The following is a 22,513-nucleotide window of genomic DNA, read 5'->3' on the forward strand; positions in this document are numbered from 1 at the left end:
ATTAATGTCGTACGGATGTTCGAGCATGGTCCCGTGCATCCACCTGAGATCCGTGCTCGTGCACGCCAGTTCTTCCTCGCGGGCGGCACTGTCGCCGACACCGCTCGGGCTGTCGGTCTGCCATATCGCACGGTCTGGCACTGGTGCAACGACCGGCCGGAAGCGAAGTTCCAGGGCACCCAGCTCCGGTGTTTCCGCTGCCGTGAAGGTGTCGATAGTCCGACAGACCCCGCGGCCTACGCCTACCTGCTCGGTCTCTACCTGGGCGACGGCCACCTGGTGACGGCGGCGCGTGTTCCGGTGTTGCGCATCTACTGTTCCAATGCCTGGCCCGGGCTGATCGAGGCGTGCGATGTGGCCATGCGAGCCGTGTTGGCCTCGAAGGTGCAACGGGTCCAGAAGCAGGGTTGCGTGGGCGTGCAGAGTTACGGCCTCCACTGGCCCTGCCTGCTCCCGCAGCACGGTCCCGGCAAGAAGCACGAGCGACCGATCGTCCTCGCCGACTGGCAAAGGCCGATCATGGAGCAGCACCCCGGCGACTTCCTGAGAGGGCTGTTCCACTCCGACGGCTGCCGCATCGCCAACCGGGTGACCATGCGCGGCAGGGCGTACGTCTACCCGCGCTACATGTTTGTCAACGAGTCGACGGACATCATGGGGCTCTGCCAGTGGGGCCTCGACCTGCTCGGCATCGCCTGGCGGATGAACCGTCGCAACTCGCTGTCGGTGGCGCGGCGCGACGCGGTAGCCGCGCTCGACCGGCACGTCGGCCCCAAGTCCTGACCCCGCCAGGCCGCCCAACCCTGGTGATCATGAGGTTATTGCGCCGACACGCCGACATCGAAGGCGATAACTTCATGATCGACCGGTGGATGGGGCAGCGGCATCGCGTGCGTGGGAGCCTGTGCGGGGGTCGACGACAGAGGGCGGGTTCTGATGCGGGTGGTCATTTTCGGTGCGACCGGGATGGTCGGCCAGGGCGTGCTGCGGGAGTGTCTGCTCGCCGAGGACGTGCGGGAGGTGCTCACCGTCGGCCGGAGGCCGACCGGTCGGCAGGATCCGAAGCTGCGGGAGCTGACGGTCCCCGACGTGGGTGACCTGGAGACGGTACGCGCGGAGCTGACCGGCGTCGACGCCTGCTTCTACTGCCTGGGCGTCTCGTCGCTGGGTCTGGACGAGGCGGCGTACACCCGGATCAGCTACGACTATCCCCTCGCCGCGGCCCGGTTGCTGGCCGAGGTGAGCCCGCGGGTCACGTTCGTCTACGTCTCGGGCGTCGGCACCGACTCGACCGAACAGGGTCGGGTGATGTGGGCGCGGGTCAAGGGCCGTGCCGAGAACGCGATCATCGATCTGCTGCCCAACGGGTACGCGGCGCGACCGGGTTTCATCCAGCCGACGCACGGGGCGGTGTCGAAGACGCGGTGGTACCGGTTGGGGTACGCGGTCACCCGTCCGCTGTTCCCGGTGCTGCGGCGCCTCTTCCCCAACCAGGTCACCACGACGGACGGGATCGGTCGGGCGATGCTGCGCGTGGCCCGGGAGGGCGCGCCGACCCGGGTGTTGGGCAACCGCGAGCTGCGCTGATCAGGCGATCGTGTCGAGCGCCTGGGCGAGGTCGGCGCGCAGGTCGTCGGGGTCTTCCAGGCCGACGGAGAGGCGCAGCAGCGCGCCGTCGGGCTTCGCGTCGCCCTCGACGGGCCGGTGGGTGAGCGAGGCGGGGTGCTGGATGAGGGTGTCCACGCCGCCGAGGGACACGGCGTGGGTGATCAGTCGGCAGGCGGCGGCGACGGTGGCGGCGGCGGGCGCACCGCCGCGTACCTCGAAGGCCAGGAGGCTGCCGGGTCCGGACATCTGCCGGCCGACGAGCGCCGCCGGGTCGTACGCCGAGGGGTGGTGCACCCGGTGTACGGCCTGGTGGTCGGCGAGCCAGCCGGCGAGTTTCTCGGCGGTGGCCTGTTGGGCGCGGACCCGCAGCGGCAGGGTCTGCAGGCCGCGGTGCAGGAGGTAGCCGCCGAGGGGGTGCAGGATCGCGCCGGTGACGGCGCGGACCTGGCGCAGTCGGACGGCCCAGTCGGCGTCGCAGGCGACGACGCCGGCGAGGACGTCGCCGTGCCCGCCGATGCTCTTGGTGGCGCTGTGCAGGACGAGGGTGGCGCCGTGCCGGGCGGGTTGCTGGAGCACGGGGGTGGCGACGGTGTTGTCGACGAGCAGGGGTACGTCGCCGGCGGCGGTGGCGAGGGCGGCGATGTCGACGAGGTCGAGGGTGGGGTTGGCGGGCGTCTCGATGACGACCAGCGCGGTGTCGGGGCGGATGGCGGCGGCGACCTGGTCGGGGTGGGCCCAGGTGACGGTGGTGCCGAGCAGGCCGGTGGCGAGGACGTGGTCGGTGCCGCCGTAGAGGGGTCGGACGGCGACGATGTGGCGGTGGCCGTCGCGGGTGGCGGCGAGCAGGGTGGCGGTGAGGGCGGCCATGCCGCTGGCGAAGGCGACGGCCTGGGCGGTGCCCTCCAGTTCGGCGAGGGCCGTCTCGAAGCGGGCGACGGTGGGGTTCCAGAGCCGCTGGTAGACGGCGCTGCCGTCGGCGGGGAGGGTGCCGCCGGTGGCGAGTTGTTCGTAGGCGTTGCCGCCGTCGTCGACCGAGGGCAGTGGGTTGGTGGTGGAGAGGTCGATCGGTGGCACGTGCACGCCGAGCGTGCGCAGGTCGTCGCGGCCGGCGTGTACGGCCCGGGTGTCCACCGTCGTCATGGCGGTAGCGTCGAACATCCGGTGCCGAGAGGGCAATGGTTTGGTGAATAATTCTGAGATGAGGGCTGGCTTCGTCGGGATATTCGGTGGAGGATGCTCGGATGCCCCCTGAGCCGAACGAAGTGCGGCCGTATCCGGCCCTGGACGAGGTGGACCGCGCGATCCTCGCCGAGTTGGCGGCGGACGGCCGGTTGCCGAACAACGCGCTCGCCGAGCGGGTGGGAGTGGCGCCGTCGACGTGCCTGACACGGACGCGGGCGTTGCGCGAGCGCGGGGCGATCCGGGGTTTCCACGCGGAGGTGGATCCGGCCGCGCTGGGTCTGCCGTTGCAGGCGTTGGTGTCGGTGCGGTTGACCGCGCACGAGCGGGCGGCGGTGGACGCGTTCCGGGCCCGGTCGGTGCGCCTGCCCGGGGTGGTGTCGGTGTTCCACGTGGCCGGCGCGGAGGATTACGTGCTGCACGTGCGGGCGGCGTCGGGTGACGCGCTGCGGGACTTCGTGCTGGATCATCTCGCGGTCGACCCGGTGGTGCAGCACACGCAGACCAGCCTGATCTTCGAGCAGGCCCGCGGGGTGGGGTGAGCGGCAGCCGGAATGAATGGGCAGGCCAGGGAGTTGGCACTGCGTGTGATCACCGTACCGATGTCTGTTCTTGATCTTGCCCCGGTCGCTCGCGGGACGACCGCCGGAGCGGCCCTGCAGGCCACCACCGAGCTGGCCCGACGCACCGAGGAGCTGGGCTACCACCGGTTCTGGGTGGCCGAGCACCACAACATGCCGGCGATCGCCAGCTCCGCGCCGGCGGTCCTGCTGGCGCACCTGGCGGCGAACACGTCGACGATCCGCCTCGGCTCGGGCGGGGTGATGCTGCCCAACCACGCGCCGCTGGTGGTGGCCGAGCAGTTCGGCACCCTGGAGGCGCTGCACCCCGGTCGGATCGACCTGGGCATCGGGCGGGCCCCGGGCACCGACCAGGTGACCGCGCTGGCGTTGCGGCGCACCATGGAGGGCCTGTCGGCGGAGGGTTTCCCGCGTGAGCTGGCGGACCTGATGAACTACTTCAGCGGGGAGAAGCCGGGGCAGATCATCGCCACCCCGGGTCGGGGTGAGCAGCCGGCCGTCTGGCTGCTCGGCTCCAGCGGCTTCAGCGCCCAGCTGGCCGGCCTGCTGGGTCTGCCGTTCTCCTTCGCGCACCACTTCAGCTCGGCGAACACGCTGCCGGCGCTGGCGCTGTACCGGCAGAACTTCCGGCCGTCGCAGTGGCTGGACAAGCCGTACGCGATGGTGGCCGTCAACGCGGTCTGCGCCGAGACCGACGAGCGGGCCGAGTGGCTGGCCGGGCCGAGCGCGCTGTCGTTTCTGAAGCTGCGCTCCGGTCGACCGGAGCCGCTGTCGACGCCCGACGAGGCGGCGGCGTACCCGTACACCGAGATGGAGCGGGAGTTCGTGCTGCAGCGCCGTGACGGTCAGGCGCTGGGCTCGCCGGAGACGGTGCGCCGGCAGTTGACCGAGTTGCAGGAGCGCACCGGCGCGGACGAGCTGATGCTCACCACCCTGGTCTACGACGTCGCCGACCGGGTGCGGTCGTACGAGTTGATCGCCGAGCAGGTGGCGGGGGGCCTGCGCCGGGACGCGTGAAACACGATCTTCACGTCAGCGTCACCCCCGCGACCCGGACGGTGCCTAATGTTGGTGCCGGTGGTGGTACGGCATTCCCGGTCGGGACGGGTCGGGAATGCCGCGGTGTGGAGCACCGGGCCGGAGCTGTGCGGATTCCGCGGCTGCGGCCCGGTGCCTGCCACCCTAGGCGAACCCGATCAGGACCGCCAGGGTCAGATCAGCGTAGGTAGATGTTCGGGGTGGGTGGGCTGGCCATTCCGTCGCCGATGAAGAACCCCGGGTGTGGCGGCTGGTTGTAGGCGGTGTTCTGCCACGCGATCGCCACGCGGTACTGCGGATCGTGCATCAGGGTGTGGATCCGGGTGCTGGTCGGGGTGGGCGTGCTGTAGATGCGCAGCGCCCGGCTGTCGGTGGTTCGCCAGATCACCTCCTCGCGCCAGTCGCCGAGGATGTCGCCGGAGAGCGCCGGCGTGGACTTGGTGCCGTTGTTGGACGCCACCTCATCGCCGGTGAGCAGCCGGGTCTCGCCGCTGGTGCCGTACTTGTCGATCTTCGTGCCGTCCAGCAGCTCGCGGACCGGGTCGCCGTCCCACCAGGCGAGGAAGTTCGTCGACGACGGCTTGCGCCCGACGTTCTGCCCGCGCGTGCTGGCCAGGCCGGACACGGCCGCCGACCACGACTCCGCGCCGGGGCTGCCCGCCCAGATGTCCGCGGAGACACCCCGGCCGTTGTCGCCGGAAGCCGGCGTGGACCACAGGATCTGACCGGTACGGGCGTCCGCGAACCAGGAGCTGGGCTTGCTCGCGTCCTCGTCGACCTTGAACACCTCCAGGCCGGCGCGGCCCGGGTCGAGGTCCCCGACGTGCAGGGCGTCGCCGTGCCCGTTGCCCGTCGAGTAGAGCAACCGACCGTTGTCGTCGATCGTGGCGGCGCCGTAGACGATCTCCTGGCGGCCGTCGGCGTCGACGTCGGCCACGGAGAGCTGGTGGTTGCCCTGACCCGCGGCGGCGCCGTTGCCGGAGGCGTTCGAGTCGAACGTCCAGCGCTTGGTCAGCGTGCCGTTGCGGAAGTCCCACGCCGCGATGACCGCCCGGGTGTAGTAGCCCCGGGCCATGATCAGCGAGGGACGCTGCCCGTCCAGGTAGGCGGTGCCGGCGAGGAACCGGTCCACCCGGTTGCCGTACGAGTCGCCCCAGGACGACACGGTGCCGCGCGGCGGGTCGTAGTTCACGGTGGATGCGATCGCGCCGGTCTGACCGTTGAACATGGTCAGGTACTCCGGGCCGGAGAGCACGTAGCCGCTGGAGTTGCGGTAGTCCGCCGACGACGAACCGATGAGCTGACCGGTGCCGGAGCGGGTGCCGTCGGCGGTCTTCATGGCCACCTCGGCGCGGCCGTCACCGTCGTAGTCGTACACCTGGAACTGGGTGTAGTGGGCGCCGGCGCGGATGTTGCGGCCCAGGTCGATCCGCCACAACCGGGTGCCGGTCAGGGTGTACGCGTCGACGTAGACGTTGCCGGTGTAGCCGGACTGGGAGTTGTCCTTGGCGTTGGACGGATCCCACTTGAGCACGATCTCGTAGGTGCCGTCGCCGTTGAGGTCGCCGACGGAGGCGTCGTTGGCGCTGTAGGTGTAGCTCTCCCCGCTGGGGGTGGTCCCGCCGGCCGGCACCTGCAACGGCACGTCCAGGTAGCCGTTGGCGAACTGCAGGGCGGGCGCGGACGCCGCCTGCTCGGCGCCGCCCACCACGGCCCGCACGGTGTACGCCGACCCGGCCGCCGCGCCGCTGTCGAGGTAGCTGGTGGCGCCGGTGATCGGGGTGGCGTTGACCCTGGTCGAGCCCCGGTAGAGGTTGAACGCCACGCCGGAGGTCTCGGTGCCGAGCAGCCGCCAGGACACCAGGTTGCCGCTGCCGGAGCGGACGCTGATCAACCCTCGGTCCAGGTTCTCCATCTGCTTCGCCCCGGCTCCAGGCGTGGTGGGTGGCGGCGTCGTCGGCGGCGCAGTGGTCGGCGGCGGCGTCGTGGGCGGTGGCGTCGTGGGCGGTGGGGTGGTCGGTGGCGGGGTGGTCGGGCCGTCGGTGGCCGGCGCCCCGGTGCAGGTGACGCCGTTGAGCGCGAAGCTGGCCGGCACCGGGTTGCTGCTCGTCCACGAGGCGTTGAACCCGAACGAGGCGATGCCGTTGGTGGCGAGGGCGCCGTTGTAGTCGACGTTGCGCGCGGTCACCTGGGCGCCGGACTGGGTGACGGTGGCGTTCCACGCCTGGGTGACCTGCTGGCCGGCGGCGTACGACCAGGTGAGGGCCCAGCCGTTGACCTCCTCGCCGAGGTTGGTGATGGTGACGTTGGCGCCGAAGCCGCCCTGCCACTGGTTGGTGACCTGGTAGTCGACGCGACAGCCGACGGCGGCGGCCGAGGCGACGACCGTGCCGACGGCGCCGGCCACGACGGCGGTGGCCGTCGACGCGGCCAGCAGGATCAGCCGTTGTCTGGACGGGTGCATGAACTGCCTCCGGAGGATCCGGTGATGACCGCTGTGGTCCACCTGCCCTGCCCGGGAAGCACGGTGAACGGCCCGCCGCCGCAGCGACGAACGGCGATCTGGTCGGGGTGAAACGCCCTGGAACTCGCGGATCCGGCTCAGCCGCATCGTAAGGCAAGCGCTTTCCGCTCCGCAATATCGACGGATGTCACACCCCGCCGTGAACCGTGTGCTCTTGCCCCGCGGTGGGATGCCTGATCAACTCGTACGGGTGAGCGCCCCGCACATGGACCCGGACGAGTTCCGCCGCGCCGGCCACGCCGTCGTCGACTGGATCGCCGACTACTGGACGACGCTGCACCAGCGGCCGGTCGCCCCGGCCGACCCACCCGGGACGGTGGCCAAGGCCCTGCCGAGCGTGCCGCCCACCACCGGCGGCGAGCCGGTCGAGGCGGTCCTCGCCGATCTGGACGCGATCGTCCTACCGGGGCTGACCCACTGGCAGCACCCGAGCTTCTTCGGTTACTTCCCCGCGAACACCTCCGGCCCGAGTCTGCTCGGCGACCTGGTCAGTTCGGGCCTCGGCGTGCAGGGCATGCTGTGGGCCAGCAGCCCGGCCTGCACCGAGCTGGAGACGGTCATGATGGACTGGCTGGCCCAGCTGCTCGACCTGCCGCAACGCTTCCGGTCGACCGGCGCCGGTGGCGGCGTCATCCAGGACTCGGCCTCCTCGGCGACCCTGGTGGCCACCCTCGCCGCGCTGCACCGCGCCAGCGCGGGTCGCTGGCGCGTCACCGGAATCGACAGGCGCTATCGCGCGTACACCTCCGTGCACGGGCACTCCTCGATCGAGAAGGCCGCACGGATCGCCGGGTTGGGCGGCGACGGGATCCGGCCGATCGACGTGGACCCGGACACCCAGGCGCTGCGCCCCGACGCGTTGCGGGCCGCGATCGAGGCGGACCTGGCCGCCGGGGACGTACCCGCCATGGTGGTCGCCACCATCGGCACCACCTCCACCACCGCCGTCGATCCGCTGCCCGAGATCGGGGCGATCTGCGCCGAGTACGGGATCTGGCTGCACGTCGACGCGGCGTACGCGGGCGCCGCCGCCGTCTGCCCCGAGCTGCGCTGGTCGCACGCCGGCCTGGAGTACGCGGACTCCTACTGTTTCGACCCGCACAAGTGGCTGCTCACCGGCTTCGACTGCGACGCGTTCTGGGTGGCCGACCGCGCCGAACTGATCGAAGCGCTGACCGTGCTCCCGGAGTTCCTGCGCAACGCCGCCTCCGAATCCGGGGCGGTGATCGACTACCGGGACTGGCAGGTGCCCCTGGGTCGCCGCTTCCGGGCCCTGAAGCTGTGGTTCGTGCTGCGCTGGTACGGCGCCGAGGGGCTGCGGGCGCACATCCGCTCCGGCGTGGCACTGGCCGCCCGGTTCGCCGACCGAGTCCGCGAGGACGACCGGTTCGAGCTGGCCGCGGCGCACCCGTTCTCGCTGGTCTGCTTCCGGCTGCGCGCCGACGACGACACCAACGCCGAGCTGCTGGCCCGGGTCAACGGCACCGGGCGGGCACACCTGACCCACACCCGCGTGGCCGGCCGCTACACGCTGCGGCTGGCCGTCGGCGCACCGCAGACCACCGAGGCACACGTCGACGAGGCGTGGACGTTGCTCGCCGGCGCGGCCGACGACCTCCCCACCCGCTGACCCTCGCCCGCCGGTCAGCGCGGGCTGGGCGTACCCGTTGTGGCCAGATCCGCCGGCACCACGTCGGCGGCGGGAGCGACGGCCGGGGCGGCGGGAGCGACGGCGGGAGCGACGCTCGGGGCGGCGGGAGTGACGGTCGGGGCGGCGGCGACGGTGGCGCGGGCGCGGCGGGCGCGGCGCAGGGCCCGCACGGCGAAGATCAGCGCGGTCAGCCAAGCGGCGGCCAGCAGGGCGTACAGGGTGGGGCGGAGCGGGCCGTCCAGCTCGGCGGACCGGATCAGGGTGCGGGCGTTGGTCAGCACGATCACGCCACCGACCGCCGCGCCCAGCAGCTGGGCGGGCACGATGCGCACCAGCCAGGCGGCCAGCGGGGCGGCGATGAGCCCGCCGATCAGCAGGGCCACGACGGTGGGGAGAAGGAACCCCTCCGTGCCCAGGCCGATCAGGAAACCGACGCTAGCGGCGCCGGCCACGACGAACTCGGCGGTGTCGACCGAGCCGATCACCTTGCGGGGCTCCATCCGACCGGAGACCAGCAGCGCCGGGGTGGCGACCGGGCCCCACCCGCCACCGCCGGTCGCGTCGACGAAGCCGGCGACCAGGCCCAGGGGGCCGAGGAAGCGTCCGCGCAGCCGTCCGCCGACCCGGCCGGTACGCAGCGGTCGGGCGAAGCGCAGCAGCAGGTACGCGCCCAAAGTGAAGAGGATGGCGGCCATCCACGGCGCGGCTGACTCGGTGGAGATCGAGCTGAGCAGGGTGGCCCCGGCGAACGCGCCGATCGCGCCCGGCAGGGCGATGCGGGTCACCACCCGCCAGTCGACGTTGCCGAAGCGCCAGTGCGCGACCCCGGCCGCGAGCGTGGTGCCGATCTCGGCCAGGTGCACCGACGCCGATGCGGCAGCGGGAGCGACCCCGACGACCAGCAGCAACGTGGACGAGGTCAACCCGTACGCCATACCGAGCGAACCATCGATCAACTGCGCGACGAGCCCGACCAGAGCGAGGACCAGCAGCTTGCGCACGAGCGCCCCCTGACTTTTCGGTATCTCCTATCAACTTGGTCGACAATGCGGCACGAGGCTGCCCGGGTCAAGCCCTCGACCGGGGGGTGGGACGCCACCGCGAGGCGCGGCCGGGCCGGACCGCGACGCGCCGTACCCCGGCAATGCGACGCATTCCCGCAGACCAACCGCCCGGACGCGCCCCCGCGGGGCGTCGCGACCGCGCACGCTCCTCCACCACGGCAAGATCTTGGACAGTTTCCGTTCGGCGCGGACGGAAACTGTCCAAGATCTCGCGGAAGCCGCGCCGCGGCGTCGCAGCGGGTATCAGGCCGGGCATCGGCCGGCGCTCAGATCCAGGCGCGCGCGCCGGCGACCAGCTCGGTGACGCGGGCCGGCAACGCGCCGGCTGCCAACTCAGATCCAGGCGCGCGCGCCGGCGACCAGCTCGGTGACGCGGGGCGGGCAGGGTGCCCGCTGCCAACTCAGATCCAGGCGCGCGGGTCGGCGACCAGCTCGGTGACGCGGGCCGGCAACGTGCCGGCGGCCACGTCGGCGACGCTGACCAGTTCGAGGATCTCCCGCTCGCTGGCGCGCAGCGCGATCCAGACCTCCTGCAGGGCACGGGCCGGGCCGTGGTAGCCGAGCTGTTCGGGGCGCTGCCCCCGGACGTGCGCGAGCGGCCCGTCGATCACCCGGATCACCTCCGCGAGAGAGATCTCCTCGGCCGGGCGGGCCAACCAGTAGCCGCCCTCCGGGCCGCGCTGGGCGTGCACGATGCCACCCCGGCGCAGTTGCAGCAGGATGCTCTCCAGGAACTTCGGCGGGATCTCCTGCGCACGCGCGATCTGGTCGGCGGTGACCGGCCGGCCCCGCCCGGGGCCACTGGCCGTCGCGGCGAGCTCGGCGGCCGCGCGGAGGGCGTAGTCGACCCGGGCGGAGAGACGCATGCCGGCAAGGTTAGCCCGCAGGTCATCCGGCCGGGTCGGCGACCCTCGGCCGATCGGTCACGCATCGACGATTAGCCAATAACGTCGGACGCCGTGATCCACTACCCGGTGGGGCCCGGAATGCTGATTCGGCGCGTCCTTATGCTGGGCGGGCGGTATTACTGCCGGACCGGTTACGGGGGCTCGGCAGGACATTGATAAACACCCGGCTCCACCCGGGGGGAAGGCAACACGATGACCGATGTCGCCACACGCACCTGGGATGGCATGACCATCCCGATCGCCGGCACCTATCGCCTCGATCAGGCGCACAAGCGGATCGGTTTCCTGTCCCGCCACATGATGGTGAGCCCGGTCCGCGGCGAGTTCGCCGAGGCGAGCGCGGAGATCTTCCTGGCGGAGGATCCGCTGCGCTCCAGCGTGACCGCCACCATCGCGGCGGCGAGCATCTCCACCGGGAGCGTCGACCGGGACACCCACCTGAAAAGCGCCGACTTCCTCGACGTGGAGCGTTATCCCACGCTCGAATATCGAAGCACGGGCATTAACTGGCAGAGCGACGAGGACCCGATTTTCCACTGGGCCCGCCTGCGAAACCACCGATTCGGCGGACGAGGCAGAAGTCACAATCCCCCGCCGCAGTCCGAGCCCAATCGATTTGTGCTCACCGGCGAGTTGACGGTAAAGGGGATCACTCGCGCGGTGGACCTTCAGGTGAATTTCGGCGGCGCCCGTCGTGATCCGTACGGGCAGAACATCTTCGGATTCAGCGCGACCGCCGAGATCAACCGGGAGGACTACGGCCTGCTCTGGAATGTCGCGCTGGAGAGCGGCGGCGTTCTGGTCGGGAAGACCGTGCAGATCGAAATCGCCGGCGAGGCCATCCACGCGGCGTGACCGGGCCGACGGCCCGAGGGGGGCCGACGGCCCGAGGGCCGGCGGCCCGAGGGCCGGCGGATCAGGCGCCGACGCGGCGCAGCAGACCCTCCTGCACGGCGCTGGCGATCTGCCGGCCGTCGGTGGTGAACATCCGGCCGGTGGCCAGCCCTCGCGCGCCGGACGCCGACGGGCTCCAGCAGTCGTAGAGGAACCACTCGTCGGCGCGGAACGGCCGGTGGAACCACAGCGCGTGGTCCAGGCTCGCGCCGACCACACCGCCCGGCCCCCACACCTCACCGTGCACGGAGAGCACCGAGTCGAGCAGGGTGAGATCCGAGGCGTACGTGAGCGCGCACGCGTGCAGCAGCGGGTCGTCGGGCAGCTTGCCGTCGATGCGCATCCAGACCCGCTGGTGCGGGTCGGCCGGCCGGTCGCCGGGGCGGACCCAGCCGGGCTCCCCCACGTAGCGCACGTCGATCGGGCGGGGGATCTGCCCCCAGATGCCCAGACGCTCGGGGTAGCGGGAGAGCCGGTCGGACATCGTCGGCACGTCCTGCGGGGCAGGCACGTCCAGCGGCGCGGGGGCCTGGTGGTCCAACCCCTCCTCGGCCCGCTGGAACGACGCCGACATGAAGAAGATCGGCTTGTCGTGCTGGAGGGCGACCGCCCGGCGTACCGAGAAGGACCGGCCGTCGCGGATGTTCTCCACCTGGTACTCGATCGGCTCGACCGGGTCGCCGGGGCGGACGAAGTAGCCGTGCAGCGAGTGCACGAACCGCTCCGGGTCCACCGTGCGGCCGGCGGCGACCAGCGCCTGACCGGCAACCTGGCCGCCGTACACCCGTTGTGGGCCGACCGGGGGGCTCATCCCCCGGAAGGTCATCTCCCCGGTCGGGTCGAGGTCCAGCACTTCCAGCAGCTGGTCGACCGCTGCCTGGCCGACCGCGACCCGATCGTCGCTCACTGCAGCGCCCGCGCCGACGCCGCGTCGACAAGCGAGCCGAGCTGGTGGACGCGCAGAGTGTTGGTCGAGCCGGGGGTGCCGGGCGGGCTGCCCGCCACGATCACCACGTAGTCACCCGGGTTGGCCCGGTCGAGGCCGAGCAGCGCCTGGTCGACCTGGCGGAACATGTCGTCGGTGTGCTGCACGAACGGCATGAGGAAGGTCTCCACGCCCCAGGTCAGGGCGAGCTGGTCACGCACCTCGGGGACCGGGGTGAACGCCAGCAGCGGCAGGTCGCAGTGCAGGCGGGAGAGCCGCCGGACGGTGTCGCCGGTCTGCGAGAAGGCGACCAGCGCCTTGGCGTTGATGGCCCGGGCGATCGACGAGGCGGCCACGGTGAGCGCGCCGCCGTGGGTACGCGGGTCGTGCTGCAACCGCGGCACGCCGATCGAGCCGGCCTCGGTGGTCGTCACGATCTTGGCCATGGTGCTGACGGTGAGCACCGGATACTTGCCGACGCTGGTCTCGCCGGAGAGCATCACCGCGTCCGCGCCGTCGAGCACCGCGTTGGCCACGTCGGAGGCCTCCGCCCGGGTGGGGCGGGAATTCTCGATCATGGAGTCGAGCATCTGGGTGGCCACGATGACCGGCTTGGCGTTCTCCCGGCACAGCTGCACGGCCCGCTTCTGCACCAGCGGGACCTCGTCCAGCGGCATCTCCACGCCGAGGTCGCCACGGGCGACCATGACGCCGTCGAAGGCCAGCACGATGGCCTCCAGGTGATCCACGGCCTCCGGCTTCTCGACCTTGGCCAGCACCGGCCGGAACACGCCCTCCTCGGCCATGATGTTGTGGACGAGCTTGATGTCCTCGGCCGAGCGCACGAAGGACAGCGCGACCAGGTCGACGCCGAGCCCCAGGGAGAAGCGCAGGTCCTCGGCGTCCTTGTCCGACATGGCGGGCACGCTGACCGCCACGTTGGGCAGCGACACGCCCTTGTTGTTGGAGACCGGGCCGCCCTCGGTGACCAGGCAGCGGATGTCGTTGCCGGTGACGTCGGTGACCTCCACGGCAACCCGACCGTCGTCGATCAGCAGGCGGTCACCGGGCTTCACCTCCTGCGGCAGCTTGCGGTAGGTGCAGGAGACCCGCTCCTTGCTGCCGAGGATGTCGTCACCGGTGATCACGACGGAGTCGCCGGTGCGCCACTCGTGCGGGCCGTCGGCGAACCGGCCCAGCCGGATCTTGGGCCCCTGCAGGTCGGCGAGGACGGCTACCGGCTTGCCGGACGCCTCGGACGCCTCCCGGACCAGTCGGTAGACCGCCTCGTGGTCGGCGTGGCTGCCGTGGCTGAAGTTGAGCCTCGCCACGTTCATACCGGCCTCGACGAGGCCCCGGATGCGCTCCGGGGACGAGGTGGCGGGACCAAGAGTGCAGACGATCTTCGCGCGGCGTGTCACGCCCATCAGGCTAGTCTCTCCTTCAGGTCGGACTCGGGGCCGACCCCTTGCAGGCAGCGGAACAGGTGTCCAACAACGCGCGGTGCGCGTCGGACCGGCGGGCGGAGCCGCACCGGGAACGTTGTGGCGACGGGCAACGGCGACCGCGCGCCGGGAATCGTACGCCTGTCGCGGCGGGCGGTGTCGGGGCGCTCCCGGCGCACGCTCACTCCGGGTGCTCCGACGGGGGCAGCGTGGGCACGGCGGTGAGCAGGTCACGAGGGTCGTAGTGCCGCTTGGCCCGGCGCAGACGCGACCAGTTCGCGCCGTACGCCAGCCGGACCCGTTCGGTCTCGGTCGGGGCGAGCAGGTTCGGATAGCCCCCGGGCAGGGCGAGCGGGGCGAGCGCCGCCGACGTCTGCTCGGCCCACGCGAGGTGCGGTGCGGCCTCCCCGCCGGGCGCCCACACCGCGATGATCTCGGTCAGCAGGTGCTCGGCGCGCAGACCGAACGCCGTGTCGCCGAGCCGGACCCGGGTGGCCGCGCCGTGGAAGTGGTGCAGGGCCAGCGCGGAGAACGGCGAAGTGACCTGCCGGGCGGCGTCGACCAGCGCGTCCACCGCGCCGTCGGCGAGCGGTGGCAGCCAGCGGGTACGCAGCAGGTAGTGGTTTCCGTCGACCATCCCGCCGTCGAACATCCGCAACGCGTCCGCGTACGGCAGCGGGTCGACCTGGTCGACCAACGGGGTGCCCAGCGCCCGCAGCCGGTCCAGCCACGGGCGGCCGGCGTCCAGGTCCGGGCCGCTGTAGAAGGGGCACACGAAGACCACCGGTTCGCCGGCCGGGCCGGGCAGGAACCCGGCCATGACGGTCAACTCGTCCGGGGCGTCGGCGAGCAGCGCCGCGTAGCCGCGCAGCACGGCCGGCGCCTCGGCCAGCGCGAACATGATCATGCCAGCGAGCACGGCGGGCAGCGGGTGCGCCCGGTACCGCAGCTCGGTGACCACGCCGACGTTGCCACCGCCGCCGCGCAGCGCCCAGTACAACTCCGCGTCGTGGCGTGGGTCGGCGGTGACCCGACGACCGTCGGCGAGGACGACCTCCGCGCCGAGCAGGTTGTCCAGGGCCAGGCCGAACCGCCCGCAGAGCGGGCCGTACCCGCCGGCCAGGGTCAGCCCGGCCATGCCCACGTCGCGGACCACACCCGTGGGCACCACCAGGTCGTACGGGGCGGCGGCGGCGAGCAGGTCGGCGGCGCTGGCACCGCCGGCCACCGTCACCGTGCCCCGGTCCGGATCGACCCGGACGGTACGCAGGCCGGTCAGGTCGAGAACCAGGCCACCGTCGCGCAATGCCCGGCCGGCCCAGTCGTGCCCGCCGGAGCGGACCGACACCGGCAGGTGACACCGGGCGGCGACACGGATCGCCGCGGCCACCTCGTCGGCGTCCAGGCAGTGGGCGACCAGGGCGGGCGTACGGTCGACGGCGGCGTTCCACAGGCGGGTGGCGGTGTCGAACCCGGGTTCGCCCGGCTCGTGGACGCGGTCACCGAGCAGGGCACGCAGCCGCGCGGCGGCGGACGCGACATCGGGGGTGGCGGCGGAGCTCATGGCGTCTCCTCGACCGGGCCCGGCCGATGACGCCGGGTGCGCCCCGACCGCGATCCTCGGTGCGCGCGACCGTAGCACCGGCGGACGCCGCAACGCCGTCACCATCACGACACCTGTCGCTGGACCGACCGTCAGCTCTGGGCCTTGACCAGCGGAAACTCCAACGAGCCGGCCGGGCAGAGGAAGGTCAACACGTCCACCCGGTAGAGGCCGGCCTGCACCGCGGGGTCGGCCTCCAGCACGCTGCGCACGTCGTCGACGCTGCCGGTGCGGGCCAGCCCGAAGCCGATCGGCGGCTCCGGCGTACGGGCCGGGCCGTCCACCGAGCCCGCGACCAGGATGATTCCGCTGCGCTGCAACGCCTGCATGTGCTCGGTGTGCTCGGCCTGCAACCGCTGCACGGTCTCCGGGGGCAGGGCCCGTCCGGCCGCGCCGGGATAGATCACGATGCACTCGTACGTGTCGAGCGCGAAGTCGACCTGCGGCACTCCCGCCATGGTGCTCCCTCCGCCGTCGCGCCGGCACGCACCGGCCCGGCCGCCCGAGCCGGCGTCACCGGCACGCGCCCAGCGTCGCACGCCGACGACGGCGGTACCGGTCGCTCCGCGCAACTGCCCCCCGGTCAGTCCACGGGTCGACGGTGCCACGGCCACGGTCGGTGGTGGCGTGGCCGGGCGGCAGTCCGCCGCCCCGCCTGCCGGAATCCCCGGCCGGCGGCGACCCGGCACGTCGGTCGGCGCGGGTGCCGACACCGACTACGGTGGACGGTCCGGGTGTCGGTGGTGGGAGGTCGGGATGCGCGACGACGAGCCGGTGTCGAGCCCACTGTCGTACGCCGAGGTGACCGACGAGGCGTACGCCACGCAGGCCGCGGCGGGCTTCCGGCCGCAGGAATTCGAGTTCGCGGTGGTGCTCAGTGGGCGGTGCCCCCGGTGCGGCCACCCGAGCACCACGACGCTCGTCGACGAGGTGTACCGCAAGGACGCCGGGGCCCCGGATCCCGGTTACCGGACGCTGCTGTGCGAGTGCGAGGCCGAGCACCCGGGGCGTCCCGCCGGGATGCGCGGCTGTGGGGCGTACTGGACGCTGTGGCTGGAGGTCGAGGCGTGATCCGGCTTCGCCCGGGGCCGCCCGCGACCGTCGCCGACCTGCACCGCGCGCAGCAGCTGGCCGGCCTGCTGCGCGGCGAGCTGGAGCGCGTCCGCGCGGCGGCGGTGGCCTGGCGCAACGGGCTGGGTGGCCTGCTGGTGGCGCTGGTCGGGTTCAGCCTGATCCGGGGTCGCACCGACGTGACCACGCTCGCGGCGGGCTGGGGCGCGCTGGTCGGGGTCCTGCTGCTCGCCGCGCTGGCCGCGGGCGTGGCCGGGGCGCTCGCGCTGCTCCGCGCGGCGCACGGCCGGTTGACGGTGACCCCGGTGGCGGCTCTGCCGCCGGCCCCGCTCGGCGACCACCTGGAGGCCCTGGCGGCGGTCCGGTCCCTGCGGACCGGAGTGGGGCTGGTGCTGCTCTGCACCGCGTTGCTGGTCGCGGCCGTCGGCGTGACCTGGTACGCCCCCGCCCGCCCCGCCTCCCCGGCCGTCAGCTCCCCGGCCATCAGCTCCCCGGCGTCGACTCGCTAGCGCGCGGTCTGCCCAGCGCCCCGGGCCTGGCGGTCCGGCGGCGGATGGGTCGGCGGGCAGCGCTTCGGCGGTCAGCGGCACGGCATCCGCAGTCGCCACCCTGCCCGCGTGTCGCCCCGAGCCCGCCCGTCGAGCGCGGCGTGCGCCTGCGCGGACGCCATCGAGCAGGTCGGGCGGCCGTCAGGGGCCGAGGTGGGCGTAGCCGGCCCAGGTGTCCGGGTGATCCGGCAGGTCATCGCGGAGGTGGCGGACCGCCGCGTGCAGGGCCACGGCCGCGCGGTCCGGCGCGATCCCTCCGGGCACTGACAATCCGTCGTAGAGGTCCTTGCAGAGCCGCACGGTCAGCGTGTCCGAGATGGACCACAGCGCGCCGATGACGTGCCGGAAGCCGACCAGTTGAAAGGCCGTACCGAGCGTGAGCGCCTCGTCGGGCAGGGCCGCCCCGCCGCGTACCGTCTCGCAGGCCGAGAGCACCGCCAGCGCCGCCGGGTTGCCGGCCGGCCGCCACAGGTCCCGGACGTGCAGCGCGCCGCCGGCCAGCTCCAGACGACCCCAGGCCGGGGCGCGCAGGTCCTGCGTGCCGTGACAGGACAGGTGGGCGACCGGCTGGTCGGGCAGGGCGGCGAGCACGGCCGCCGGGGTGGCCACCGAGCCGAGCAGTGAGCGGACCCGCGGCACGTGCTGACGGACGATCTTCTCCTCCCGCGCGACGCCGGGCAGGTCGGCGAGGCCGGGCGTCCGGGGCATGCCGACGAACACCGCCGAGTCGACCGGTTCGGGCCGGGCCGGGACGCCCCGGCGCGCGTGCGCCAGCGCCCGCAGCGACGCCGTGTACGACGGGACCACCCGGTCCAGCACCCCGTCGCCACCCTCGATCGGACCGGCCGCGTGCAGCGGCAGCAGGGTGAGCACCCCGGTGGGACACCACCACAACCGAGGCCACTCCCCCACCGACCCGCCCACGCCGGACCACGGCACGGCGGGCGGTTCGGCGTCCGCCGACGGCGGGGTGGACGGTTCGGCGTCCGCCGACGGCGGGGTGGACGGTTCGGCGTCCGCCGACGGCGGGGCGGGGAGAGGCCGGTCGAGTACGGGTGCGGCGACGACCCGCCACAGCCAGTCCAGTGTCTGGGCGACCTCGGCGCGGGCCGCCGATCGACGACGCTGCACCTGCGGCTGCGGGACGTCCGGCGCCGCCGGCCCGGTGAGCACCGCGATCGCGGCCAGGAAGCTCGCCGTCCGGACGACCAGCTCGTCCAGGGTCAGCTCCGGCAGCGGCACCACGCTGACCCGGCCCTTGGCGACGACCAGCGCGTCGCAGCGCCGGGCAGCCACGTTGACCAGCACCACCGGACCGTCGGCGGCGGCCCGGGCCAGCTCGTCGAAGGGCGGTGGACGGAGGAAGTCGGCGAAGCCGGGCCGGTCGCGGATCTCGGTCAGCAGCTGGCGACGGCGGGTGGCGAGGTCGTACCGCTGCTCCGGGGTCGGTCCGGCGGTCGCTGTCAGCCCAGCCGCCGATGCCACCCCGGCCGGCGCGGGGAAGTCGTCGAGGGCGTCCTGGAGTTCGGCGAGGCGGGCGGCCAGCCGGGGGGCCTGCGCGCGCAGCGCGGCCAGGTCGGCGCCCGCGTCGTGGGCGCGGGTGAGCAGGACCCCGCGGCCGTACTCCAGCAGCTCGACCGCGCGCTCCGGGTTGTCGAGGGCGACGGCGACCGCCGCGGCGTCGCTGGCCAGCCCGGGGAAACGCCCGAGCAGGCGGGTCTGGTCGTCGGGGTCCATGCCGTGCCAGGCCACCAGATCGATCAGCTCGATCGCGGTGGCGTACCCGTCGAGCGCGGCCGGAAGGTCGCCGGCCTGGGCGACGTGCGCCGCGTACCTGCTGGCAGCCACCGCCCGCAACAGCGACGGGGCGGACTCGACGTCGGCGGCGGCGCGCAGCGCGGCCGCCGCCTCGGCGAGCGCGGCGGAGCCGCCCACACCGGCGGTCGCCGTCGCGGCGGAGCCGGGGTCGGAGGTGGCGGCGTCGGCCACCGCCTCCAGGGCGGTGGCGAGATTGCTCAGACACATGGTGCGCGCCGGGTGCTCGGGGGTCAGCTCGTCGACCGCTGCACGGTACGCGGCCAGCATCGCGGTGGCGGTGGCATCGGCGTGACCGGCGCGGTAGCGCAGCAGCAGGGCGTTGGCGAGGTTGGTGAGGATCCGGTAGCGGTCCGCGCCGAGCGACTGTCGCTCGCTCAGTCGCCGGAGCAGTCGAATCGCCGTGTCGAGCGCCGGCAGGTCGCCGTGCAGGCGGTGCCGCAGCAGGTGGGCCAGCGCGTGGGTGCCGAGCGTCTGGGCGTACTCGCTGGGGGTGGCCTCCTGTTCGGCCAGCTGGGCGGCCTCGCGCAGGGCGGCCACCGCGGCGTCGGAGTCCCGGGCGACGCCGGCCGCGACCTGGTCGGCGGGCTCGCCGCCGGCGGGCAGCGCGCCGTCGAGGAAGAGTTCGACCCGGCGGTTCAGGGCGGCCCCGTAGTTGGTCAGCGCCGGCAACCGGTCCGGGTGCCCGGGTGGCGTCGTGTCGATCACCTGCGCCAGCACCTGGATCGCCTCGGTCAGGGTCGCCAGGTCCTGGGTCGAGGCGAACAGCGCCTGCAGCACCAGGCCCAGGTTCGAGCGGTACCGGGGCAGGGACGCGGCGTCCGGCCCGGCGGCGGCCACGGCCGAGCGCAGCGCAACCGCGGCCGGCTCCAGCAGCGCCGGCTCTCCGGCCAGGTCGGAGAGTTCGCGCAGGGTGTTGCCGAGGTTGTTGAGCACGTGGTGACGCAGCGGGTCGGTGCGGGGAAGCAGGCTTTCCGCCTCGGTCAGCCCGTCCCGTGCGGCGCGCAGCGCGCTCACCCCGCCGAGGTCGGCGTGGCCGAGCGCGAGCGCGTAGCCGAGGTCGGCGAGCCGACGCGCTCGTTGACCGGGGTCCCGGGCGGCGGCCACGCCGGCGCGCAGCACCCGTACCGCCTCGGTGACGTCGTCGGCCCGCTGCCGCAACTCGTACCGTTTCGCCAGCAGACCGGCCATGGCGTGGCGCAGCTCCTCGCGATCCGTCCCGCCGGGTGTCGCTCCGGAACCGGCCGCGGCCCGGTACGCGTCGATCGCCGCGTCGAGGTCGACCGGATCGGCGGCGGCCTGGTGCCGGTCCGCGAGCAGGGTGGCGAGCCCGACCTGCGCGGTGCCGGCCAGCTCCGGGTCGAGCCCGCCGAACCCGGTCAGCGCCGACCGGTACGCCTCGATCGCGGAGTCCCGGTCGGCGGGCGTCCGGTCGCGCAGGAACCGCTCGGCGAGCGCCGCGCCGTGCAGCGCGGCGACCCGGGGATCGGCACTGCCCCGAGCCCCGGCGAAGGCGTCGATCGCCTCGTCGAGGTCACCCGGGCGCCGGTGCAGCCGCCACCGGTCGCGCAGCCGCTGGCCGAGGTTCATCCGCGCCATCGTGCGCACCGGCGTGCCCGTCGCGGCGGCCCGGACCGCGTCGCGCAGCACCGTGATCGACTCGTCCAGCGCGGCCGGGTCGCGGTCGACCTCGTACGTGTCGCCCAGGACGTTGCCGAGGTTGAACAGCCGCACGGGACGTTCCGGGTCCCCGAGGCCGGTGGCCTCCAGGCTCTCCCGGTGCGCCGTCACGGCCGCCGGGAGGGCCCTTCGTCGGCCGAGGTGCTGGAACTGGTCACGGTGGACCCTGCCGAGGGCGGACAGGTAGTGCAGCCGCTCCGGCGCACCGGCCGGCGTACCGTCGAGGGCCTGGCGCAGCAGCGATTCGGCCCGGTCGGCCGCCCGGTAGTCGCGGCTGGTCTCCGCGGCGGCCATCAGCATGACGGCCTCGACGTAGCGGGCGCCGGCGGCGTCGGCACCCGACCCGGCCGACCGCGGGCCGGACCGGGTCGGCGGCGCGTCGGCGTGTGGGCCGCCGCCGCTTGGCGGTCGGTGCGCGTGCAGCAGGGCCAGCATTGCCGGCGACACCCGCTGCGGGGCGCAGCGCAGCAGGAACTGGGTGAGCCCGAGCGCCTGGCCGAGGTCGTCGGCGTCCTCGCCCGGGGGCAGCAGTTGGTATCGGTACCAGTGCAGGCAGGCCAGGAGGAACACACCCTCGGCGACCCGCTCGGGCAGCGGCCCGTCCGTGGGCGTCGCGGTCACCAGGTCGACGACGGCCTCGGCGTCGCGGAACGCGCCGGAGTCGAGGACCGCCCGGTGGTCGCGGGTGGTGTCGAAGCGGTCCAGCCGCTCCCGCAGCCGACCGACCGGGTCGGGTCTGAACCGTCGCCACATCGCGCCTCCCCCGGCCGGCCGCACCGACTCGGATCAGGCGTAGCAGACCGGACAGGACGGGCGCTAGCGGCAGGACGACAGTGATCGCATGCTGCCGTGTCGGCGCACACAATCGGGCGAGCGGCGGCATGATGGCCGGCTCCCGGGGGATGATCACGAGGTGGTGGGTTGTCTGTCTTGCCCGCCGCGACGAAGACGATTGGGGATGCGCGTATGGCCACCGACATCAGCAAGCAGCCCGCGAAGGCGTCCGGTACGTACCGGATCGGGGGCGACGTCACGGTCAACCGGCTCGGTTACGGGGCGATGCAGATCACCGGGCCGGGTGTGTGGGGTGATCCGAAGGACCCGGCCGAGGCGCTGCGGGTGCTGCGCCGGGCGGTCGAGCTGGGCGTGACGTTCATCGACACCGCCGACTCGTACGGCCCGTTCGTGTCCGAGCTGCTGATCCGCGAGGCTCTGCACCCGTACGCCGACGACCTGGTCATCGCGACCAAGGCCGGGTTGACCCGCTCCGGCCCGGGCGACTGGCGTCCGGTGGGCCGGCCGGAGTACCTGCGTCAGCAGTGTGAGCTGAGCCTGCGTCACCTGGGTCTGGACAGCATCCCGCTCTACCAGCTGCACCGGATCGACCCGCAGGTGCCGCTGGCCGACCAGTTGGGTGAGCTGGCCCTGTTGCAGCAGGAGGGCAAGATCCGCCACATCGGGCTGTCCGAGGTGAGCGTCGAGCAGATTGAGCAGGCCCGCGCGATCACCACGATCGCCTCGGTGCAGAACCTCTACAACCTCGCCAACCGCAGCGCCGAGGACGTCCTGGAGTACTGCGAGCGCAACGACCTCGCGTTCATCCCGTGGTTCCCGATCGCCACCGGCGAGCTGGCCCGGCCGGGCGGCCCGCTGGACGCGATCTCCACCGAGCACGGCGCGACGCCCGCGCAGCTCGCGCTGGCCTGGCTGCTGCGCCGCTCGCCGGTGATGCTGCCGATCCCCGGCACGTCCTCGGTGGCGCACCTGGAGGAGAACGTGGCCGCGGCCGACGTGCGGCTCACCGACGACGAGTTCGAGGCGCTGACCAAGGCGAGCTGACCAAGGCGAGCTGAGCGAGGCGAGCTGAGCGAGGCCGTGCGGGTGGTCCCGGCCGGGACCACCCGAACGGCACCCGCGCGTACTGCGCCTGACCGCCCGCGAAGCCGCCGGTCAGATGCGAATAGCCGAAGATCCCGGCG

At 73.2% G+C, this 22,513-nt stretch carries 18 protein-coding genes; 9 read left to right on the forward strand and 9 right to left on the reverse strand.

Translation table 11 applies throughout. The annotated features are described in order from the left end of the window. Positions 1-15: 15 nt before the first annotated feature. Both ACFYPH_RS28830 and ACFYPH_RS28835 read left to right on the forward strand, forming a co-directional pair. Positions 16-783: a transcriptional regulator gene (locus ACFYPH_RS28830; RefSeq protein WP_354861440.1), complete on the forward strand. Its 768-nt coding sequence runs from the start codon at positions 16-18 to the stop codon at positions 781-783. A gap of 153 nt (positions 784-936) precedes the next feature. Then, positions 937-1,587 carry an epimerase gene (locus tag ACFYPH_RS28835; RefSeq protein WP_387186175.1) on the forward strand — a complete coding sequence of 217 codons (651 nt, stop codon included), beginning with the start codon at positions 937-939 and terminating at the stop codon, positions 1,585-1,587. Here the strand turns inward: ACFYPH_RS28835 and ACFYPH_RS28840 are convergent, their stop codons facing one another. Further along, positions 1,588-2,766 carry a trans-sulfuration enzyme family protein gene (locus ACFYPH_RS28840; protein WP_387186178.1) on the reverse strand — a complete coding sequence of 393 codons (1,179 nt, stop codon included), beginning with the start codon at positions 2,764-2,766 and terminating at the stop codon, positions 1,588-1,590. Positions 2,767-2,849: 83 nt separating this feature from the next. On the opposite strand from ACFYPH_RS28840, the gene ACFYPH_RS28845 reads away from it, so the two are divergent. Both ACFYPH_RS28845 and ACFYPH_RS28850 read left to right on the forward strand, forming a co-directional pair. After that, positions 2,850-3,329, forward strand: coding sequence for an Lrp/AsnC family transcriptional regulator (locus ACFYPH_RS28845; protein ID WP_354861434.1), 480 nt, complete (start codon positions 2,850-2,852; stop codon positions 3,327-3,329). A gap of 60 nt (positions 3,330-3,389) precedes the next feature. Next, the gene (locus tag ACFYPH_RS28850) at positions 3,390-4,385 is read left to right on the forward strand and encodes an LLM class flavin-dependent oxidoreductase (protein WP_387186182.1); all 996 of its coding nucleotides are present in this window, start codon (positions 3,390-3,392) and stop codon (positions 4,383-4,385) included. 199 nt (positions 4,386-4,584) lie between these two features. Here the strand turns inward: ACFYPH_RS28850 and ACFYPH_RS28855 are convergent, their stop codons facing one another. Beyond that, complete coding sequence (locus ACFYPH_RS28855; protein WP_387186185.1) at positions 4,585-6,870, reverse strand: cellulose binding domain-containing protein; 2,286 nt, start codon at positions 6,868-6,870, stop codon at positions 4,585-4,587. Positions 6,871-7,120: 250 nt separating this feature from the next. Here ACFYPH_RS28855 and ACFYPH_RS28860 point away from each other — a divergent pair, with 250 nt between their 5' ends. Beyond that, positions 7,121-8,560, forward strand: a complete 1,440-nt coding sequence (locus tag ACFYPH_RS28860) for a pyridoxal-dependent decarboxylase (protein WP_355068182.1) — start codon at positions 7,121-7,123, stop codon at positions 8,558-8,560. A 14-nt stretch (positions 8,561-8,574) separates the two neighbouring features. On the opposite strand, the gene ACFYPH_RS28865 is transcribed toward ACFYPH_RS28860, so the two are convergent. Together ACFYPH_RS28865 and ACFYPH_RS28870 are read right to left on the reverse strand one after the other, a co-directional pair. Next, a complete protein-coding gene (locus tag ACFYPH_RS28865; protein ID WP_355068180.1) occupies positions 8,575-9,582 on the reverse strand; it encodes a sulfite exporter TauE/SafE family protein in 1,008 nt (335 codons plus the stop codon). Between the two features lie 464 nt (positions 9,583-10,046). Next, on the reverse strand, positions 10,047-10,511 hold the full coding sequence (locus tag ACFYPH_RS28870; protein ID WP_238647043.1) for an Rrf2 family transcriptional regulator: 465 nt from the start codon (positions 10,509-10,511) through the stop codon (positions 10,047-10,049). A gap of 234 nt (positions 10,512-10,745) precedes the next feature. Between ACFYPH_RS28870 and ACFYPH_RS28875 the strand changes: the two genes are divergently transcribed. Further along, the gene (locus ACFYPH_RS28875) at positions 10,746-11,408 is read left to right on the forward strand and encodes a YceI family protein (RefSeq protein WP_354863371.1); all 663 of its coding nucleotides are present in this window, start codon (positions 10,746-10,748) and stop codon (positions 11,406-11,408) included. A 61-nt stretch (positions 11,409-11,469) separates the two neighbouring features. On the opposite strand, the gene ACFYPH_RS28880 is transcribed toward ACFYPH_RS28875, so the two are convergent. The 4 genes from ACFYPH_RS28880 to ACFYPH_RS28895 form a co-directional block, all read right to left on the reverse strand. Next, complete coding sequence (locus tag ACFYPH_RS28880) at positions 11,470-12,354, reverse strand: acyl-CoA thioesterase II (RefSeq protein ID WP_355068178.1); 885 nt, start codon at positions 12,352-12,354, stop codon at positions 11,470-11,472. Further along, positions 12,351-13,799, reverse strand: a complete 1,449-nt coding sequence (gene pyk, locus ACFYPH_RS28885) for a pyruvate kinase (protein WP_354862523.1) — start codon at positions 13,797-13,799, stop codon at positions 12,351-12,353. Before pyk ends, ACFYPH_RS28880 begins: the two co-directional genes overlap by 4 nt. Before the next feature lie 199 nt (positions 13,800-13,998). Next, the gene (locus tag ACFYPH_RS28890) at positions 13,999-15,381 is read right to left on the reverse strand and encodes an FAD-binding oxidoreductase (RefSeq protein ID WP_387186192.1); all 1,383 of its coding nucleotides are present in this window, start codon (positions 15,379-15,381) and stop codon (positions 13,999-14,001) included. A gap of 131 nt (positions 15,382-15,512) precedes the next feature. Beyond that, entirely contained in the window at positions 15,513-15,878 is a 366-nt protein-coding gene (locus tag ACFYPH_RS28895; RefSeq protein WP_354862527.1) for a YciI family protein, read from the reverse strand. A gap of 298 nt (positions 15,879-16,176) precedes the next feature. On the opposite strand from ACFYPH_RS28895, the gene ACFYPH_RS28900 reads away from it, so the two are divergent. Next, the gene (locus ACFYPH_RS28900) at positions 16,177-16,491 is read left to right on the forward strand and encodes a hypothetical protein (protein ID WP_355068174.1); all 315 of its coding nucleotides are present in this window, start codon (positions 16,177-16,179) and stop codon (positions 16,489-16,491) included. After that, positions 16,488-17,000: a hypothetical protein gene (locus ACFYPH_RS28905; protein WP_387186195.1), complete on the forward strand. Its 513-nt coding sequence runs from the start codon at positions 16,488-16,490 to the stop codon at positions 16,998-17,000. The genes ACFYPH_RS28900 and ACFYPH_RS28905 overlap by 4 nt, the downstream gene beginning before the upstream one ends. Before the next feature lie 180 nt (positions 17,001-17,180). Here ACFYPH_RS28905 and ACFYPH_RS28910 read toward each other — a convergent pair whose 3' ends face one another. Next, entirely contained in the window at positions 17,181-21,287 is a 4,107-nt protein-coding gene (locus ACFYPH_RS28910; protein ID WP_387186198.1) for a CHAT domain-containing protein, read from the reverse strand. 213 nt (positions 21,288-21,500) lie between these two features. Between ACFYPH_RS28910 and ACFYPH_RS28915 the strand changes: the two genes are divergently transcribed. Continuing rightward, entirely contained in the window at positions 21,501-22,373 is an 873-nt protein-coding gene (locus tag ACFYPH_RS28915; RefSeq protein ID WP_354862534.1) for an aldo/keto reductase, read from the forward strand. Positions 22,374-22,513: the final 140 nt, after the last annotated feature.

The organism is Micromonospora sp. NPDC005252, from assembly GCF_042872475.1.
Lineage (GTDB): Bacteria > Actinomycetota > Actinomycetes > Mycobacteriales > Micromonosporaceae > Micromonospora.

Excerpts from the sequence above, each read along its gene's own strand:
- pyk (WP_354862523.1), bottom strand. The coding sequence starts at position 13,799 with ATGGGCGTGACACGCCGCGCGAAGATCGTCTGCACTCTTGGTCCCGCC.
- ACFYPH_RS28900 (WP_355068174.1), top strand. The coding sequence starts at position 16,177 with ATGCGCGACGACGAGCCGGTGTCGAGCCCACTGTCGTACGCCGAGGTG.
- ACFYPH_RS28895 (WP_354862527.1), bottom strand. The coding sequence starts at position 15,878 with ATGGCGGGAGTGCCGCAGGTCGACTTCGCGCTCGACACGTACGAGTGC.
- ACFYPH_RS28835 (WP_387186175.1), top strand. The coding sequence starts at position 937 with ATGCGGGTGGTCATTTTCGGTGCGACCGGGATGGTCGGCCAGGGCGTG.
- ACFYPH_RS28840 (WP_387186178.1), bottom strand. The coding sequence starts at position 2,766 with ATGTTCGACGCTACCGCCATGACGACGGTGGACACCCGGGCCGTACAC.
- ACFYPH_RS28870 (WP_238647043.1), bottom strand. The coding sequence starts at position 10,511 with ATGCGTCTCTCCGCCCGGGTCGACTACGCCCTCCGCGCGGCCGCCGAG.
- ACFYPH_RS28830 (WP_354861440.1), top strand. The coding sequence starts at position 16 with ATGTTCGAGCATGGTCCCGTGCATCCACCTGAGATCCGTGCTCGTGCA.
- ACFYPH_RS28845 (WP_354861434.1), top strand. The coding sequence starts at position 2,850 with ATGCCCCCTGAGCCGAACGAAGTGCGGCCGTATCCGGCCCTGGACGAG.
- ACFYPH_RS28915 (WP_354862534.1), top strand. The coding sequence starts at position 21,501 with ATGGCCACCGACATCAGCAAGCAGCCCGCGAAGGCGTCCGGTACGTAC.
- ACFYPH_RS28875 (WP_354863371.1), top strand. The coding sequence starts at position 10,746 with ATGACCGATGTCGCCACACGCACCTGGGATGGCATGACCATCCCGATC.
- ACFYPH_RS28910 (WP_387186198.1), bottom strand. The coding sequence starts at position 21,287 with ATGTGGCGACGGTTCAGACCCGACCCGGTCGGTCGGCTGCGGGAGCGG.
- ACFYPH_RS28850 (WP_387186182.1), top strand. The coding sequence starts at position 3,390 with ATGTCTGTTCTTGATCTTGCCCCGGTCGCTCGCGGGACGACCGCCGGA.
- ACFYPH_RS28855 (WP_387186185.1), bottom strand. The coding sequence starts at position 6,870 with ATGCACCCGTCCAGACAACGGCTGATCCTGCTGGCCGCGTCGACGGCC.
- ACFYPH_RS28890 (WP_387186192.1), bottom strand. The coding sequence starts at position 15,381 with ATGAGCTCCGCCGCCACCCCCGATGTCGCGTCCGCCGCCGCGCGGCTG.